The sequence below is a fragment of the Inquilinus ginsengisoli genome (assembly GCF_050434925.1).
Lineage (GTDB): Bacteria > Pseudomonadota > Alphaproteobacteria > DSM-16000 > Inquilinaceae > Inquilinus > Inquilinus ginsengisoli_B.
On record NZ_JBNDJK010000001.1, the window covers coordinates 1,355,891 to 1,370,063 of the forward strand.

Consider the following 14,173-nt stretch of genomic DNA (forward strand, 5'->3'; position numbering starts at 1 on the left):
GTTTGATCGCGATATCCTAATATTCGCAAGCGGCTTTCTTGGCGGTCGGCAAGTTATTATACCGATCCCTATCGAGGACGACTCCCGCCCCTTCCTCGTCATGGCGAACGAAGCGTGGCCATCCAGTCCTGCAGGCGGAACCAACCCCACCATCCTGGATGGCCACGCCCCTTCGGGGCTCGCCATGACGGTGAGGAACATGGGTCATCATCAATGAGGGTTGGCATTACGCCGCCGGCGTGAACTGGTAGGGCGTGGCGCCGCGCAGATTCTCGTCCACCGACAGCACATGGTTCAGCGGCGGGAAGGCGCGCTGGTCGCAGTCCGGCCGCTCGCACAGCCGGCAATGCAGCCCGATCGGCGCCGCCGCCTCGTCGGAGGCGAGGTCGATGCCGTCGGCATAGACCAGCTGCGCCGCATGGGCGATCTCGCAGCCCAGCGCCAAAGCGAAGCTCTGCCCCTGGGCGCGGAAGCCGGCGCCGGGCTTGGACACGGTGCGGGCGATGGTGAACCAGCGGCTGCCGTCCGGCAGCTCCGCCACCTGGGTCTGGACCCGCCCAGGCGAGCGGAAGGCGTCGGGCAGGATCCACAAGGGGCAGGCGCCGCCCATGCGGGCGAAGGCGGAGTTGGTGGCGCCGAGGCGCTTGGAGACGTTGCCGGCCTTGTCGCTGCGGATCAGGAAGAACGGCACGCCCTTGGCACCCTGGCGCTGCAGCGTGGTCAGGCGGACCGAGACCTGCTCGAAGCTGGCGTCGAACCGGCTCTGCAGCACCTCGATGTCGTAGCGCAGCGCCGTCGCCGCCCGCCAGAACCGGTCATAGGGCATCATCACCGCCCCGGCCAGATAGTTGGCCAGGACGATGCGGCCCAGCCGCGACGCCGCGGGGCCGGAGAAGCCGACCGGCGCCACCATCTCATCCAGCAGCGCCCGGTACTTGGTCAGCGCGATCTGCACCGCCAGGTGGAAGCTGCGGCTGGGCAAGGGCAGCATCTCGGACAGGAGGATGCGGCGGCCGTGCCGGTCGTAGCGCCGGCGCACCGGCCCCATCACCTCGACCGGCATCACCTTGACCCGCAGCGTCAGCTCCTCGTCCAGGTAGCGGATCAGCCCCGGGAACAGGGCCCCGGGCTCGATCGCCCCGGCCTGCCAGATCTCCTCCGCCGCCGTCTCCAGCTCCGGGAAATGGTGGCCATGCGCCTGCACCCAGTCGCGCACCTCGTCCAGCGGCGAGGCGGATTCGGCCAGCGCGCCGTCCGGCGCCGATCGCTGCTCGGCCAGCAGGCGCAGCGTCTCCCGCCCCTCGCGATAGGCCTGGTACAGCGCCAGCACCGCCTCGGCCGCGGCCGGCGCCTGGGCGGCCAGGTCGATGATGTCCTGCCGCTTCAGCCCGGCCGTGCCCGGCCGCGGCGTCGCGAACAGCGGGTCGCCGAACACCTCACTGAGGCCGCCGACCAGCCGCTCGCCCTCGTCCTCGGCGAAGCTGGCGAGGTCGAGGTCGAAGATCTGGCCCAGCTTCAGCAGGATCTCGACCGTCACCGGCCGCTGGTTGCTCTCGATCAGGTTGAGATAGGAGGCGGAGATGCCCAGCCGCTCCGCCAGCTGCGCCTGGTTGACCTCGCGGTCGCGCCGCAGCCGCCGGACCTTGTGCCCCAGCATCGGCTTGCGCGCAGCCATCGATCTTCTCCAGTTTACAAAATTTGTATCAACAAGATTTACAACATTTCTCTTTCACGCTCAACGTCGCGTTGACGCTGCCTGGAGCCGGATCCAACATCATTCCCATCACCGCAGCGCATGATGGCGCGCTGTCCGGAACGGAATGAAAAGGATTTACAGGATGGCTCCCCTCGACTCTCCGACCCCGATCCGAACCCAGCCCGGCCGGTTCGACGGCATCGTCCGGGACTACGCCCCGGCCGATGTCGACCGGTTGCGCGGATCGGTCCGGATCGAGCACACGCTGGCCCGGCTCGGCGCCGAGCGGCTGTGGGAGCTGATGCACAAGCGCGACTTCGTCAACTCGCTCGGCGCCACCAACGGCACCCAGGCGATGCAGCAGGTGCGCGCCGGGCTGGAGGCGATCTACCTCTCCGGCTGGCAGGTCGCGGCCGACGCCAACACCGCCGGCCAGATGTATCCGGACCAGAGCCTGTACCCGGCGGATTCGGTGCCGGAGGCGGTGCGCAGGATCAACCGCACGCTGCAGCGCGCCGACCAGATCGAGCATGCCGAGGGCGGCGCCAGGCGGCACTGGTTCGCGCCGATCGTGGCCGATGCCGAGGCCGGCTTCGGCGGGCCGCTGAACGCCTTCGAGCTGATGAAGGCGATGATCGAGGCCGGCGCCGCGGGCGTGCATTTCGAGGACCAGCTGGCGTCGGAGAAGAAGTGCGGGCATCTCGGCGGCAAGGTGCTGGTGCCGATCCGCAGCTTCATCCGCACCCTCAATGCCGCCCGCCTCGCCGCCGACGTGATGGACGTGCCGACCGTGCTGCTGGCCCGCACCGATGCGGAGAGCGCCAAGCTGATCACCAGTGACATCGACGAGTGCGACCATCCCTTCATCGACCGGACGCAGCGCACCGAGGAGGGCTTCCATCCGATCAAGCCGGAGAACCGGATGGAGTACTGCATCGCCCGCGGCCTGGCCTTCGCGCCCTATGCCGACCTGCTGTGGATGGAGACCTCGAAGCCCGATCTCGGCCAGGCCAGGCGCTTCGCCGAGGGCATCCACCGGCAGTTCCCGGGCAAGCTGCTGTCCTACAACTGCTCGCCCAGCTTCAACTGGAAGGCCAATCTGGACGACGCCACCATCGCCAGGTTCCAGCGTGAGCTGGGGGCCATGGGCTACAAGTTCCAGTTCATCACCCTGGCCGGCTTCCACAGCCTGAACTTCGCCACCTTCGAGCTGGCGCGCGGCTATAAGGAGCGGCAGATGGCCGCCTATTCCGAGCTGCAGCAGGCGGAGTTCGCGGCCGAGGCGAATGGCTATACCGCGACCAAGCACCAGCGCGAGGTCGGCACCGGCTATTTCGACGCCGTCAGCCTCGCCATCTCCGGCGGCAAGGCGTCGACCACCGCGCTCGGCGAATCGACCGAAGCCGCCCAGTTCCATTGATCACCTGCGCCCGCCCAATAGTGCTCCGACGGAGGATAGGACCATGACGCACCGCTTCTGGATCATCGGCGGCGAATACGCCGACACCCGCTTCGACCGGCTGATCGACGGCACGGAGAGCCTGCAGGGCCCGTTCGAGGATTACGACGAGGCGCTGCACGCCTGGCGGCAGCTGGCCTCGGCCACCACCAGCAACGCGCATCAGCGCTACACCATCGCGCATGAGGGCGCCCGGTAGGGCTCTCTGATCCGCGACCGGCCGGGCGGCGCGGGCGCACCGCCCGGCCCTTTCTCCACGAAGCCGACCCTTGGAAGACCCGCTCAGGCCCGGCCGATCCGTTCGGCCGGGCCGCTTCTCATACGGCGCCTTCGACCACGCCGCGCGGCAGGTAGTCCGACCGGATCCCGACCGGCAGGTCCTGGTCGTGCCGCATCGCCGCCCAGGCCAGGGGCCCGAGGGCGATGAGGCCGGCTGGGTCGCTGTCCTGCGATTCTCCGGGATTGGCCTGGATCTCCACCCAGTAGCGGCGGTGCAGCACCAGGGCATTGCGCAGCGCCTGGTCGAAGCCGGCGGCATCCGGGTCGCGATGCAGCAGGGCCAGCTCGATCTCCGGCGACACGATGAACTGGGCATAGTCGCGTGCGGCGGGCGTCAGCCCGGAATCGTTGCAGCCCTGGATCGCCTGCAGCAGCAGCTGGTTTCCGGCGGCATCGCCGCGCAGCAGGGCCTGCAGCCCCTGGGCATGCGCCAGGCCGTAGATCCGCTCCTCCACAGCCGGCGGCTGACGCGCGATGCGGTCGACCGGCACCTGCGCGAACAGGTCCAGCGCGATCCGGTCGCGGGTGGCCAGGGCGGCATGGCAGGCCTCGACCAGCCGGCGCGGAGTCAGCCCGGTCGGCCGCTCCCGCCCGCGTGGCAGCTCGACCGGCCCTGGCGGGCCGAGATCGACCCGCAGCGAGACGCCCGGCGCCACCGTCGCGCCCGCGGCCATCGCTGCCCGTGCGCCGAGCCGCAGCAGCACCGGCACCTCGTCCTCCGGCCCCAGCAGCTGGCGCAGCCCGGCCAGGGCCAGGGTCTCCTCGGTCAGCGGCACCAGGTTGTTGGGGCGTTCGGCCAGGCTGCCGCGCAGCATCGGGATCTCGTCGGCCCGGTCCTCCGCCTGCGCCGCCAGCGCGCCGCGGTCGCGGCCGGGCCGGTGCCGGGCCACGAAGCCGGCGCTGTCCCCGTCCTTGCCGTCGGTCATCGTCAGGCCCCCAGATCGAATTGCTTCGCCGTCGCCACCGGTGCCGCGGCGCCGCCGCCGGGCGCCTGGCTGATCGGCGTCCTGACGGTCAGATAGACGATCTCCGCCGGCTTGCCATCCGCGGTCTTGCCGTAGCGGTAGGCATTCGACAGATCCTTGCCGGTGGTCGCCGCCGGGCCGGTCATGTTGTGGCGCATGTTGTAGGCGATGGCGGCGAAGTACTCGGCCGTGCCCTGCGTCTCCACCTGGCCGTTGACCAGCCGGGTGCCGAGCGGCGAGCCGCCGCCCTTGGCCTCGACCACGACGAAGCGGATCTTGCCGTCCGGCAGCGCCTGCCGATAGACCTGATCGAAGTCGCCGGGGCGCGAGCCGGATCCCGGGCCGCCATATTCCAGCGTGGCGCCGCGATAGTTCTGCGCCACGTAGCTCATGCCGCCGAGCTCGCCGATCTCGGTGCTCTGGTTCACCACCTCCTGGCCCTTGGCGTTCTGGACCGCCGGGTCGGTGGCGGCATCGCGCTCCAGCACCGCCTTGTCGCGGGCGGCCAGGGCGGATTTGAGGCTCTGCTGCTGTTCCAGGTTCAGCCCTGTCGACAGCGTGATCTTCGGCACGGCGTTGCCGGCGATGGCCGGGGCGTAGGTCGGCAGGTTGCCTGTGGTCACCTCCTGGATCCGGTAGACGCCGTCATCGCCCTTCACCAGGCCCAGCCGCGGATGGCTGCTGTCATAGGCGTCCACCCGCACGATCTCGGGCACCGTCTCCGGCCCGGTGGTCCGGAAATAGTAACCCTTGCCGGCCCAGGGGCTGTTGTCGATCGCGTCGCCCAGTCCGGGCTGGATCTCCTCGGCCCGCGCCTGGCCGGTGCTGGGCGCCTCGACATCGGCCTGGCCGGGGTCGGTGATCATCCGGCCCAGCGACTCGTTGTGCTGGTCGAGATAGACCCGGGTGGTCTGGATGTCGCCCCGCAGCGCGTCCTTCTGCTGCGGCGTCAGCGACGGATCGTCCAGCCGGCGCTGCAGGTCGGCCAGCCGGCGGTCGAGCTTGATGCCCTCGTACTTGACCGAATAGGCCAGCGTGCCCGGCTTGGGCTCGCCCAGCCGGCTGCGGATCAGGCCCTGCAGCCCCCGGCTCTGAGCCATCATCCGGGCAACGTCGCGGTGCAGTGCGATGTCGGCGTCGGTCGCCTGCTGCCCGGCCTTGATGGTGTAGTCGCCGGTCTTCGGGTCGCGCACGATGGCGACCCGGTTGCCCTCGAGCTCGCTGGTTCGCACCACCGGCGGCTCATAGGCGGCGGTCAGCCGCCGGGTCAGCGCCGCCGGGTTGAACATCTCGCCCGGCGACCGGGCCTGGCGGGCACCGACGCCGATGGTGGCGCCCCAGAAGCCCATGGCCAGCAGGCCCTGCGCCCGCTGCTCCGGCGTCATCGATCCCCAATTCGCCGTCAGGTGGATGCCCATGTTGACGAAGGCGCCGGCATTGGCGGTGTTGGCCACCGCCTGGCTGGTGCCGATCACCCGGGCCGCCGCCGGGCTCAGCCGTACCCCGGCGCCGGCCAGGCGGGTCAGCGCGCCGGCGCTGGCGAAGGCGGCGATGCCGGTGCCGTTGGCGGCCAGGCCCAGCCACAGCATCCGGGCGTCGCCGTCGGTGAAGGGGTTGATCGACTGGCCGTGCTGCGACCGGTCGATCAGCTCGCTGCCGGTCTGGTACACGCCCCAGCCCCCGGCCGCCGCGCCGATCCCGACCAGGATCGGCGTCGCGGTGCCGCCGCTGCCGATGATCAGGGCGCCGCCGGCGATGATGCCGCCGACCAGGGCGACGCCGTCGAAGACGCTCTTCACCTCCTCCCACGTCGTGTCGACCGTCTTCGGCGTGTTGCCGTGCGACAGGTCCACCGTGCCGTCCGCCTTCAGGGTCAGATGGCCGTTGGTCGGGTAGGTGACGTCGCCGGGCGGCAGCTGGTTGTTGGCCTTCCAGTTGTCGAAGCTGTCGTAGCTGCGCCCGGCATTGTCGACGAACTTGTCGCCGGACGCGGTCTGCACCCGGAACAGCTGCAGCTGCACCGGGCCCGAGGCATTGCTGGAATACAGGATCGGCAGCGCGGTGACCTGGGGATTGTCGCCGCCGACGGCGCGGATCTGGGCGACCACCTTGCCCACCGTGTCCTTGCCGGGCCCTTCGGCGAAATAGGAGAACTGGCCCTGGACCATCTTGGCCTGGGCCTCCTCCGGCGACATGTCCTTCGGCAGCGTGGGCGGGAAGCCCATGGCGTAGCCGACGGTGTTGTCCAGGTCGGTGCCCTGCAGGGTCTGCGGGTCGTCGCCGCGGGCGACGAAGACCTGCTTCGCGTTGTCCTGCGCTTGCGGGCCGACGATCGCCTGGTTGGTCCAGGGATCCTCCGTCCGCTTCAGCGTGTCGGCGGTGATGCTGGGGTCGCCATGGATCGTCGCCAGCGCGCCGACTCGGCCGTCGAGCCCGATCTTGCCGTCATTGCCGTTGCCGAACAGCAGAACCTGGCCCTGATGGGTGCCGAGGATGCCGTCGAGCCGCCTGGCCTCCGCATCCCGCTGCCCGGCATTGTCCGGGAACCATTCGCGCGCCAAGGCCTGCGCCATCTCCTGCCGCAGGCCGTCGCGCTTGTCGATGTCGAACGGCGTGGTCTGGGCGAAGACGGCCTGGACCGTGGCGCTGACGGCCTGGCTCGGCGGGCCGTCGTTCACGGCCGTGAGGATCCGCTGCCGGGCCATCGCCTGGATGCCGTCGGCACCGCCGCGGGAGGCGAGCGCCTTCATGAAATCCGCGGCGTTCTCCGGGCCCAGGGAGACGACGGTACGTCGCAGCGCCGAGAGGGTCGAGGGCGTCTCGTTCAGGTCGCCGGAGGTGGCCTGCACCGTCCCCAGCACCAGGGCGAGGGCCTTGCTGTGCGGATCGTCGCCGGAGCCGTTGCCGGCCGGCTGCCGCATCAGGGCGGCGGCGCGCAGCGCAAAGCGCTCGCCGACCACGCTGATCAGCTGCGGCGTGTCGCCCAGCGAATCGGCCAGGCTGGACGCCTGCCCCAGCCCGCCGCCCTTGCCGTCGGACCAGCGGTCCAGCATGCGGTCCAGCAGATAGCGCTGCTCGTCGGCGTTGAGGCCGCGGAGCTCGGTCGACTGCCCGTTCAGCGCGTTGCGGACATGCTCATGGGATTCGGTCTGGCCGAAGCCGAGGAAGCCGCCATTGGCGTCGGAATGGTGCTCGACCCACTCGTCGATCCGGCCCCGGCGATCTGCGCTGACGACCGGCACGACCGGGGCGCTGTCCGTCGGGGCGGGCGGAGCGGCCTTCTGCGGCGGTGGCTCAGCCGGCGGAGCGGCCCGGGCCCGTTGGACCGCGCTGGCGAAATCGACCCCGCGCTGCGCGGGGCCGGGCCGGGTCGGGGCGGTGCCGAGCGACTCGATGCGGGGTGACATGCAACGATTCTGTCCGCGAACGATGGCAGGAACGGGGCAGGGCCGCCGGCAGCGGCCTGCTTACTCCTTGACGCCCTCGTTGATGGTTCCGATCTGGTCGCGCGAGAACCCGAGCTCCTTGGCCACGGCCAGGATCTCGGTATCGACCGCGACGTCGTCCTTCCAGTTGACCTCCGCCAGATCCTTCAGCGCCTGCAACTGCTCGCCCGGCTTCTTGCCCTCGACATAGGTGCGGATGATCTCCTGCCGCACCGATGGGTTGATGTCGTTGCCCTTGCTGTCCTTGCCGAAATCCAGCTGCAGCAGGTCGTTCACCGCCTTCTTCAGGTCGTTTACCGCCGTCTTCGGGTCGCTCGCCGCCGCCTTGAAATAGCCGTCGATCAGGCCTGCGCGCTTCTTCTCGTCGGGCTCCTTGGCCAGCATCTGCGCGAAGTCCGCCGGCTTGGTGTTGCCCGGCGTGGGGGCGGGCATGCCGGCCGGCGCATCCGAGCCGAGGATCGGCTCCTCCTCCGGCGGCACTGGAAGCATGATGAAATCGGGCTTCAGGTCCCCCTCATGATAGGTCTGGATCAGATCCGGGTTGCCGATATGCTCGTTCAGCGCCACCACGCTGGCATTGATGTCCCGGGGCGCGATGCCGGCCTCGGTGGCCATGCGCCACTGCGAATCGCCGGCTTCGGGCACCGCCACGGTGCCCTTGCTGAGCAGGTCCTGCGCATCCTTCAGGCCATGCTGCGTGGCCAGCCCGTTCAGGGTCTGCTGCCATTGCTGTTGTTGGGCCGCGGACACGTCATAGGTCCGCCCGTCCTTCCCCACCAGCGAGAACTTGTTGTCCTTATAGGTGACCGTGAGCGACATCGACACCTCCACACACTGGGCGCCCCAACAGGCAGGCTCTGGCCTGCTCGGCGTCGGCCGATGAGGGCCGCGCGTTATTTTCCCAGCCTAAGCCAGGATAGAATTCCGGATTTTCCCCCAGAATGTCTACAGCAACCCCGGACCAAGGGGAATGTTCCGCAACGTTCACGGCCTCCGGCCGCGGCCCAGGCCGGCCTCGTAATCGATGGCAGGCCATGGCTGAGGATCCGCTCGTCTCCCATTCGAATAAACCAACCTGCCTTTCGGCCATCTCGCCGGAAGCTCCAGGCGGCGCAGGCGGGGGATTGTCATCGACCAATGTCCGAAGGACTCTTGTCTCGGCGAAATGTCTCTGTGTCTTGCCGGACAAATATCGGGAATTCGGATTGCGCCGACGAGTGTCGCCCCAACACTGGCCGGCCGAATATCCGTCACCGCGTCACGGCTGAATTCATCGCGCCGGCTATTGCAGCCGCACTGGAGAGAAAAGCTCAATATCGCCTAAAAGTCATTTTATTGCCTGATATTACATCGCGCTATATCTTGGCGCTTTGATTCTCCTCGCCACCAGCGGCGGTAGGAGATCGAGTGGAGGGAACCTCTATGCTCAAGCGAGTCCTTGCCGAGGCGTTGGGGACATTTTGGCTCGTCCTCGGCGGTTGCGGCACTGCGGTCCTGGCCGGATCGCATGTCGGGTTCGGCGGCGTCGCCGCGGCCTTCGGCCTCACCGTGCTGACCGGCGCCTTCGCCCTGGGCCGGATCTCCGGCGGTCACTTCAACCCTGCGGTCACGGTGGGGCTGTGGGCCGCGGGCAAGACCGGTTCGGGCGACGTCGTGCCCTATGTCGTGGCCCAGGTGGTCGGCGCGATCATCGCGGCCTGGGTCATCTTCGTCATCGCCTCCGGCAATCCCGCCTTCGACATCACCAAGGGCTTCGCCCTGAACGGCTACGGCGCCGGATCGCCCGACGGCTACGGCCTGACGGCGGCCCTGGTCTCCGAGATCGTGCTGACGGCGGTGTTCCTCGTCGTCATCGTCGGCGTCGTCAGCAGCCCGGCGACCGCGCCCTTCGCCCCGATCGCGATCGGCCTGGCGCTGACCCTGATCCACCTGATCTCGATCCCGGTCACCAACACCTCGGTGAACCCGGCGCGCAGCACCGGCGTGGCGCTGATCGCCCAGGGCCTGGCGCTGCAGCAGCTCTGGCTGTTCTGGGTCGCGCCGATCATCGGCGGCCTGATCGGCGGCCTGGTCGGCCGCTTCCTGACCGAACCCGAAGCCGCGGTCAGCGCGGCCCCGACCATCCCGGGCGCTCCGGCGGAGTAAGCCGAAGCTGGGCTGACGCTCTGCCGGAGCGTCAGCCCAGCGCCTTCTCCATGAACAGGCTCAGCGGGTCGGGCCCGTAGCCGCCGAACGGGCCGCAGTCGCGGTAGCCGAAGCGGCGGTACAGGCCGATCGCCTCCGGCTGATGGATGCCGGTCTCCAGCTGGATCAGCCGGATGCCGAGGCCGCGGGCCTCGTCCTCGATTCGGGCCAGCAGGTCGCGGCCGACCTTCAACCCGCGGGTGGCGGGGTCGACGAACATGCGCTTCAGCTCGGCCTGGCCGTCGCTGCCGATCCTCAGGGCGCCGCAGCCGACCACCCGGCCTTCGCGCCGGGCCACGAAGAAGCGCACCTCCGGCTGCTCCAGCGAGGCGATGTCGAGCATGTGGTTGCTCTCGGCCGGGTACAGGCTCGCCATCAGGGCGTCGGACTGGCGGATCAGGTCCAGCACCGCGTCCTGGCGCGGCGATTCCAGGGCGATGAGGGTGGCGGTCACGATGCGGAACCTCGGTCGTTTCGACCCGACTATAGCCGTCGGCGGCAGTGCGCGAAGGGCTTTCCTCTTGCCTGGCCGTGGGCGGCTATGTTCTCGTATCGTTCATGGCCGACTCCGCTCCACTCACCATCGCCAACGCCGACGCCCGGCGCCTGTTTCTCGATCTGCACTGCCTGTCCGATCCGCCGCTCGGCCGGCTGACGGCGGAGGGCTGCCAGGCGGTGGTGGACCGCATCGGCTTCGTCCAGGTCGACAGCATCAACACGGTCGAGCGGGCGCATCACATGATCCTGTTCGCCCGCCGCCACGGCTACGCCCAGACCCAGCTGCCGCGGCTGGTGGAGAAGACCCGCGGCCTGTTCGAGGGCTGGACCCACGATGCCTCGCTGATCCCGACCCGGTTCTTCCCCTACTGGTCGCGGCGCTTCGCCGATGTGCAGGCGCGCGCCGCCACCAGCCGCTGGTGGAATGAGGCCGGGCCGGACTTCCCGAAGGTGCTGCAGCAGGTGCGCGACCGGGTGGCGACGGAAGGGCCGTTGCTGACCCGCAGCTTCGAGGAGGAGCGGCAGCGCCCCTCCGGCGGCTGGTGGGACTGGACGCCGTCGAAGATGGCGCTGGAGTTCCTGTGGCGCACCGGCGTGCTGGCGGTGGCGCGGCGCGAGGGCTTCCAGAAGGTCTACGACCTGACCGAGCGGGTGATCCCGGAGCCGCATCGCGGCCCGGCGCCCGATCCCGAGGAGGTGATCGACTGGGCCTGCCGCTCGGCGCTGGAGCGGCTGGGCATGGCCCGGCCGGGCGAGATCGCTGCCTTCTGGGACCTGATCACCATCCGCGAGGCGGAGCAGTGGTGCGACCGCCAGGCCCGCAGCGGCGCGCTGTGCGTGGCGCATGTCGAAGGCGCGGACGGCAAGGCCGCCGTGTCCTTCACCTTTGCCGACATCGAGGCCCGGCTGGCCGCGGCGGCGCCGGCGCCGGATGTGCTGCGGGTGCTGTCGCCCTTCGACCCGGTGATCCGCAACCGCCAGCGGCTGGAGCGGCTGTTCGGCTTCGATTACCGCTTCGAGGCCTTCGTGCCGGAGGCGAAGCGCCGCTGGGGCTATTATGTCTTCCCGATCCTGGAAGGCGACCGCCTGGTCGGCCGGATCGACATGCGGGCCAGGCGCGACAGCGGCGACCTCGCCGTCGCCGGGCTGTGGTGGGAGCCGAAGGTGCGGTCCAGCAAGGCCCGGCAGCGCCGGCTGGAGACGCAGCTCGACCGCATCCGCCGCTTCGCCGGAGTCGAGCGCGTGACCTGGCCGGAGGCCAAATCGACGCTGTCATCCGTGAGTCATCAAAGGGTCGCAAAGCGCGGGGCATAAGGGCGCCGCGCGAGGACCGGCGTTGCGATGCCGGCCCTCGCGCCCATATAAGGCCGCGCGGGCACGCCCGTCGGACCGATCGTGCGGAAGCGGAAGAGAAGGACGGGGTATGGCGGGGGATCTGATCGTCGCCCATGCGCGGATCGTGACCGCGGAGGCCGTGCTGACCGGCAGCGTCGCCGTCGCCGGCGGGCGGATCGTCGATCTCGACCGGGATGCGGCCAGCCCGCCCGGCGCGGTCGATTTCGAGGGTGACTACCTGCTGCCCGGCCTGGTCGAGCTGCACACCGATCATCTCGAGCGCCACTACACGCCTCGGCCTGGCGTTCGCTGGCCGGCGGTGACCGCGGTGATGGCGCATGACGCCCAGGTGGCGGCGGCCGGCATCACCACGGTGTTCGACGCGCTGGCGCTGGTTGGCGGCCGCAACGGCGAGGATCGGCTGGAGACGCTGCGGCCGATGGTCGACGGCATCCGCCAGGCCCAGTCCGGCGGCATGCTGCGGGCCGAGCATTTCCTGCATCTGCGCTGCGAGGTCACCGAGGCGCATGTGCTGCAGCTGTTCGAGCCGTTCCGCGACGACCCGCTGGTGCAGTTCATGTCGGTGATGGACCACGCGCCCGGCCACCGCCAGTTCTCCGATCTCGTCAAGTACCGCGAGATCTATAAGGGCATGCTCGGCATGACCGACGAGCAGATCGATGCCCAGACGGCGGAGCGGATCGCCGCCTCGCGCACCCATGGCGTCACCAACCGCGACGCCCTGGCCGCGATCGGCCGCGGCCGCGGCCTGCCGATCGCCAGCCATGACGACGAGACCGTCGCCCATGTCGAGGAGGCGGCGGCGCTGGGCATGGTGGTGTCGGAATTCCCGACCACCCTGGCCGCCGCCCGCGCCGCGCGGCAGCACGGGCTGCAGATCCTGATGGGCGCGCCCAACCTGGTCCGCGGCGGATCCCATTCCGGCAATGTCTCGGCCGGCGAGCTGGCGCGCGAGGGGCTGGTCGACATCCTGTCCTCGGACTATGTCCCGGTCAGCCTGCTGCACGGCGCCTTCACCCTGGCCGAAGGCGGCATCGCCCTGCCGCAGGCGCTGGCGACGGTGACGATCAACCCGGCCCGCGCCGCCGGTCTCGAGGATCGCGGCCGGATCGAGCCCGGGCTGCGCGCCGACCTGCTGCGCGTCCGGCTGGTCGACGGCGTGCCGGTGGTGCGCGCCGTCTGGCGCGAGGGCGAAAGAGTCGCATGACACCGGAGTAGCAGGCTGAGGCGAGGGGGCGGGTTATAAGGGCTGAATCGCCCGTTCGCGTTCCGGAGGCCAGCATGCGTCCGTTCCCGGTTCTGATGGCCTTGGGCCTGTTGCTCGCTTTCGGATCGGCTGCCGTGGCCCAGACGGCCGACCCGGCCGCACCTGCCCCGGCTGCGCCCGACCCGGCCTCCCCCGACCCGGTGGTGCGCGGCGCCTATGTCTTCGCGGCCGGCGGCTGTGCCGCCTGCCACACAGCGGCCGGCGACGCCGCCAGGCCGCTGGCCGGCGGCCGGGCGCTGAAGACCGCCTTCGGCACCTTCTACACCCCGAACATCACCCCGGACCCCGACACCGGCCTCGGCAAGTGGAGCGAGGAGGATTTCCGGCGGGCCCTGCGCCAGGGCGTGTCGCCTTCGGGCGATGACTACTATCCGGCCTTCCCCTACACCTCCTATACCGGCATCACCGATGGCGATCTCTCCGACCTCTGGACCTATCTGCGCAGCGTCCCGCCGGTGCCGCAGCCGAACAGGCCGCATGAGCTGGGCTGGCCCTATTCCTGGCGCATGCTGCTGCCGGGCTGGCGCCTGCTGAACTTCGCCGAAGGGCCGTTCCTGGTGCCGGCCGGCCAGTCCGCCGAATGGTATCGCGGCGCCTATCTGGTCCGCGTGCTCGGCCATTGCGGCGAATGCCACACGCCGCGCGACATGCTGGGCGGGCTGAACTGGTACAGCCCCTTCGCCGGCAACCCCCAGGCGCCGGACGGCGACGGCAAGATCCCGAACATCACCCCGAACCCGGAGCACGGCATCGGCGGGTGGAGCGACAAGGACATCGCCTATTACCTGGAGACCGGCGCCACCCCCGACGGGGACTTCGCCGGCGGTGCCATGGTCGAGGTGATCCGCAACGATACCAGCAAGCTCGTCCCCGCCGACCGCGAGGCGATCGCCACCTATCTCAAGAGCCTGAAGCCGCTGCCTTGACGGCCAAGCGCAGCGATGGTTTCCGTCCGGGGAATCACTTATAGTGTCGCGATTCGCGCAATTTTAGGAACATTTCCGTCGTATTGAGCGGCGCCAC

11 protein-coding genes are annotated in these 14,173 nt (G+C 69.7%); 6 read left to right on the forward strand and 5 right to left on the reverse strand.

The features are described from left to right. Window positions 1–226: 226 nt before the first annotated feature. Window positions 227–1,675, reverse strand: a complete 1,449-nt coding sequence (locus tag QFZ27_RS06615) for a helix-turn-helix domain-containing protein (RefSeq protein WP_429225301.1) — start codon at window positions 1,673–1,675, stop codon at window positions 227–229. Window positions 1,676–1,838: 163 nt separating this feature from the next. Here QFZ27_RS06615 and aceA point away from each other — a divergent pair, with 163 nt between their 5' ends. Continuing rightward, on the forward strand, window positions 1,839–3,116 hold the full coding sequence (gene aceA, locus QFZ27_RS06620; RefSeq protein WP_429225302.1) for an isocitrate lyase: 1,278 nt from the start codon (window positions 1,839–1,841) through the stop codon (window positions 3,114–3,116). A 43-nt stretch (window positions 3,117–3,159) separates the two neighbouring features. After that, window positions 3,160–3,354, forward strand: coding sequence for a DUF4170 domain-containing protein (locus QFZ27_RS06625; RefSeq protein ID WP_429225303.1), 195 nt, complete (start codon window positions 3,160–3,162; stop codon window positions 3,352–3,354). Between the two features lie 118 nt (window positions 3,355–3,472). Here QFZ27_RS06625 and QFZ27_RS06630 read toward each other — a convergent pair whose 3' ends face one another. Genes QFZ27_RS06630 through QFZ27_RS06640 form a run of 3 tightly spaced genes read right to left on the reverse strand, consistent with a single transcriptional unit; the run spans window position 3,473 to window position 8,664 of the window. Further along, a complete protein-coding gene (locus QFZ27_RS06630) occupies window positions 3,473–4,360 on the reverse strand; it encodes an immunity 49 family protein (protein WP_429225304.1) in 888 nt (295 codons plus the stop codon). 2 nt (window positions 4,361–4,362) lie between these two features. Next, on the reverse strand, window positions 4,363–7,806 hold the full coding sequence (locus QFZ27_RS06635; protein WP_429225305.1) for a DUF4781 domain-containing protein: 3,444 nt from the start codon (window positions 7,804–7,806) through the stop codon (window positions 4,363–4,365). 60 nt (window positions 7,807–7,866) lie between these two features. Further along, window positions 7,867–8,664: a hypothetical protein gene (locus QFZ27_RS06640; protein WP_429225306.1), complete on the reverse strand. Its 798-nt coding sequence runs from the start codon at window positions 8,662–8,664 to the stop codon at window positions 7,867–7,869. Window positions 8,665–9,267: 603 nt separating this feature from the next. On the opposite strand from QFZ27_RS06640, the gene aqpZ reads away from it, so the two are divergent. Continuing rightward, window positions 9,268–9,990 carry an aquaporin Z gene (aqpZ, locus tag QFZ27_RS06645; RefSeq protein WP_429225307.1) on the forward strand — a complete coding sequence of 241 codons (723 nt, stop codon included), beginning with the start codon at window positions 9,268–9,270 and terminating at the stop codon, window positions 9,988–9,990. Window positions 9,991–10,021: 31 nt separating this feature from the next. Here aqpZ and QFZ27_RS06650 read toward each other — a convergent pair whose 3' ends face one another. Beyond that, entirely contained in the window at window positions 10,022–10,483 is a 462-nt protein-coding gene (locus QFZ27_RS06650; protein ID WP_429225308.1) for a GNAT family N-acetyltransferase, read from the reverse strand. A 104-nt stretch (window positions 10,484–10,587) separates the two neighbouring features. Here QFZ27_RS06650 and QFZ27_RS06655 point away from each other — a divergent pair, with 104 nt between their 5' ends. The 3 genes from QFZ27_RS06655 to QFZ27_RS06665 all read left to right on the forward strand — a co-directional run bounded on the left by QFZ27_RS06655 (window position 10,588) and on the right by QFZ27_RS06665 (window position 14,076). Beyond that, window positions 10,588–11,841 carry a winged helix-turn-helix domain-containing protein gene (locus QFZ27_RS06655; protein ID WP_429225309.1) on the forward strand — a complete coding sequence of 418 codons (1,254 nt, stop codon included), beginning with the start codon at window positions 10,588–10,590 and terminating at the stop codon, window positions 11,839–11,841. 109 nt (window positions 11,842–11,950) lie between these two features. Next, window positions 11,951–13,090, forward strand: coding sequence for an alpha-D-ribose 1-methylphosphonate 5-triphosphate diphosphatase (locus QFZ27_RS06660; protein WP_429225310.1), 1,140 nt, complete (start codon window positions 11,951–11,953; stop codon window positions 13,088–13,090). A gap of 74 nt (window positions 13,091–13,164) precedes the next feature. Continuing rightward, complete coding sequence (locus tag QFZ27_RS06665; protein WP_429225311.1) at window positions 13,165–14,076, forward strand: c-type cytochrome; 912 nt, start codon at window positions 13,165–13,167, stop codon at window positions 14,074–14,076. The last annotated feature ends 97 nt before the right edge of the window (window positions 14,077–14,173 follow it).

Coding starts and splice junctions, on each gene's coding strand:
- QFZ27_RS06615 (WP_429225301.1), bottom strand. CDS start 1,675: ATGGCTGCGCGCAAGCCGATGCTGGGGCACAAGGTCCGGCGGCTGCGG.
- aceA (WP_429225302.1), top strand. CDS start 1,839: ATGGCTCCCCTCGACTCTCCGACCCCGATCCGAACCCAGCCCGGCCGG.
- QFZ27_RS06625 (WP_429225303.1), top strand. CDS start 3,160: ATGACGCACCGCTTCTGGATCATCGGCGGCGAATACGCCGACACCCGC.
- QFZ27_RS06630 (WP_429225304.1), bottom strand. CDS start 4,360: ATGACCGACGGCAAGGACGGGGACAGCGCCGGCTTCGTGGCCCGGCAC.
- QFZ27_RS06635 (WP_429225305.1), bottom strand. CDS start 7,806: ATGTCACCCCGCATCGAGTCGCTCGGCACCGCCCCGACCCGGCCCGGC.
- QFZ27_RS06640 (WP_429225306.1), bottom strand. CDS start 8,664: ATGTCGCTCACGGTCACCTATAAGGACAACAAGTTCTCGCTGGTGGGG.
- aqpZ (WP_429225307.1), top strand. CDS start 9,268: ATGCTCAAGCGAGTCCTTGCCGAGGCGTTGGGGACATTTTGGCTCGTC.
- QFZ27_RS06655 (WP_429225309.1), top strand. CDS start 10,588: ATGGCCGACTCCGCTCCACTCACCATCGCCAACGCCGACGCCCGGCGC.
- QFZ27_RS06660 (WP_429225310.1), top strand. CDS start 11,951: ATGGCGGGGGATCTGATCGTCGCCCATGCGCGGATCGTGACCGCGGAG.
- QFZ27_RS06665 (WP_429225311.1), top strand. CDS start 13,165: ATGCGTCCGTTCCCGGTTCTGATGGCCTTGGGCCTGTTGCTCGCTTTC.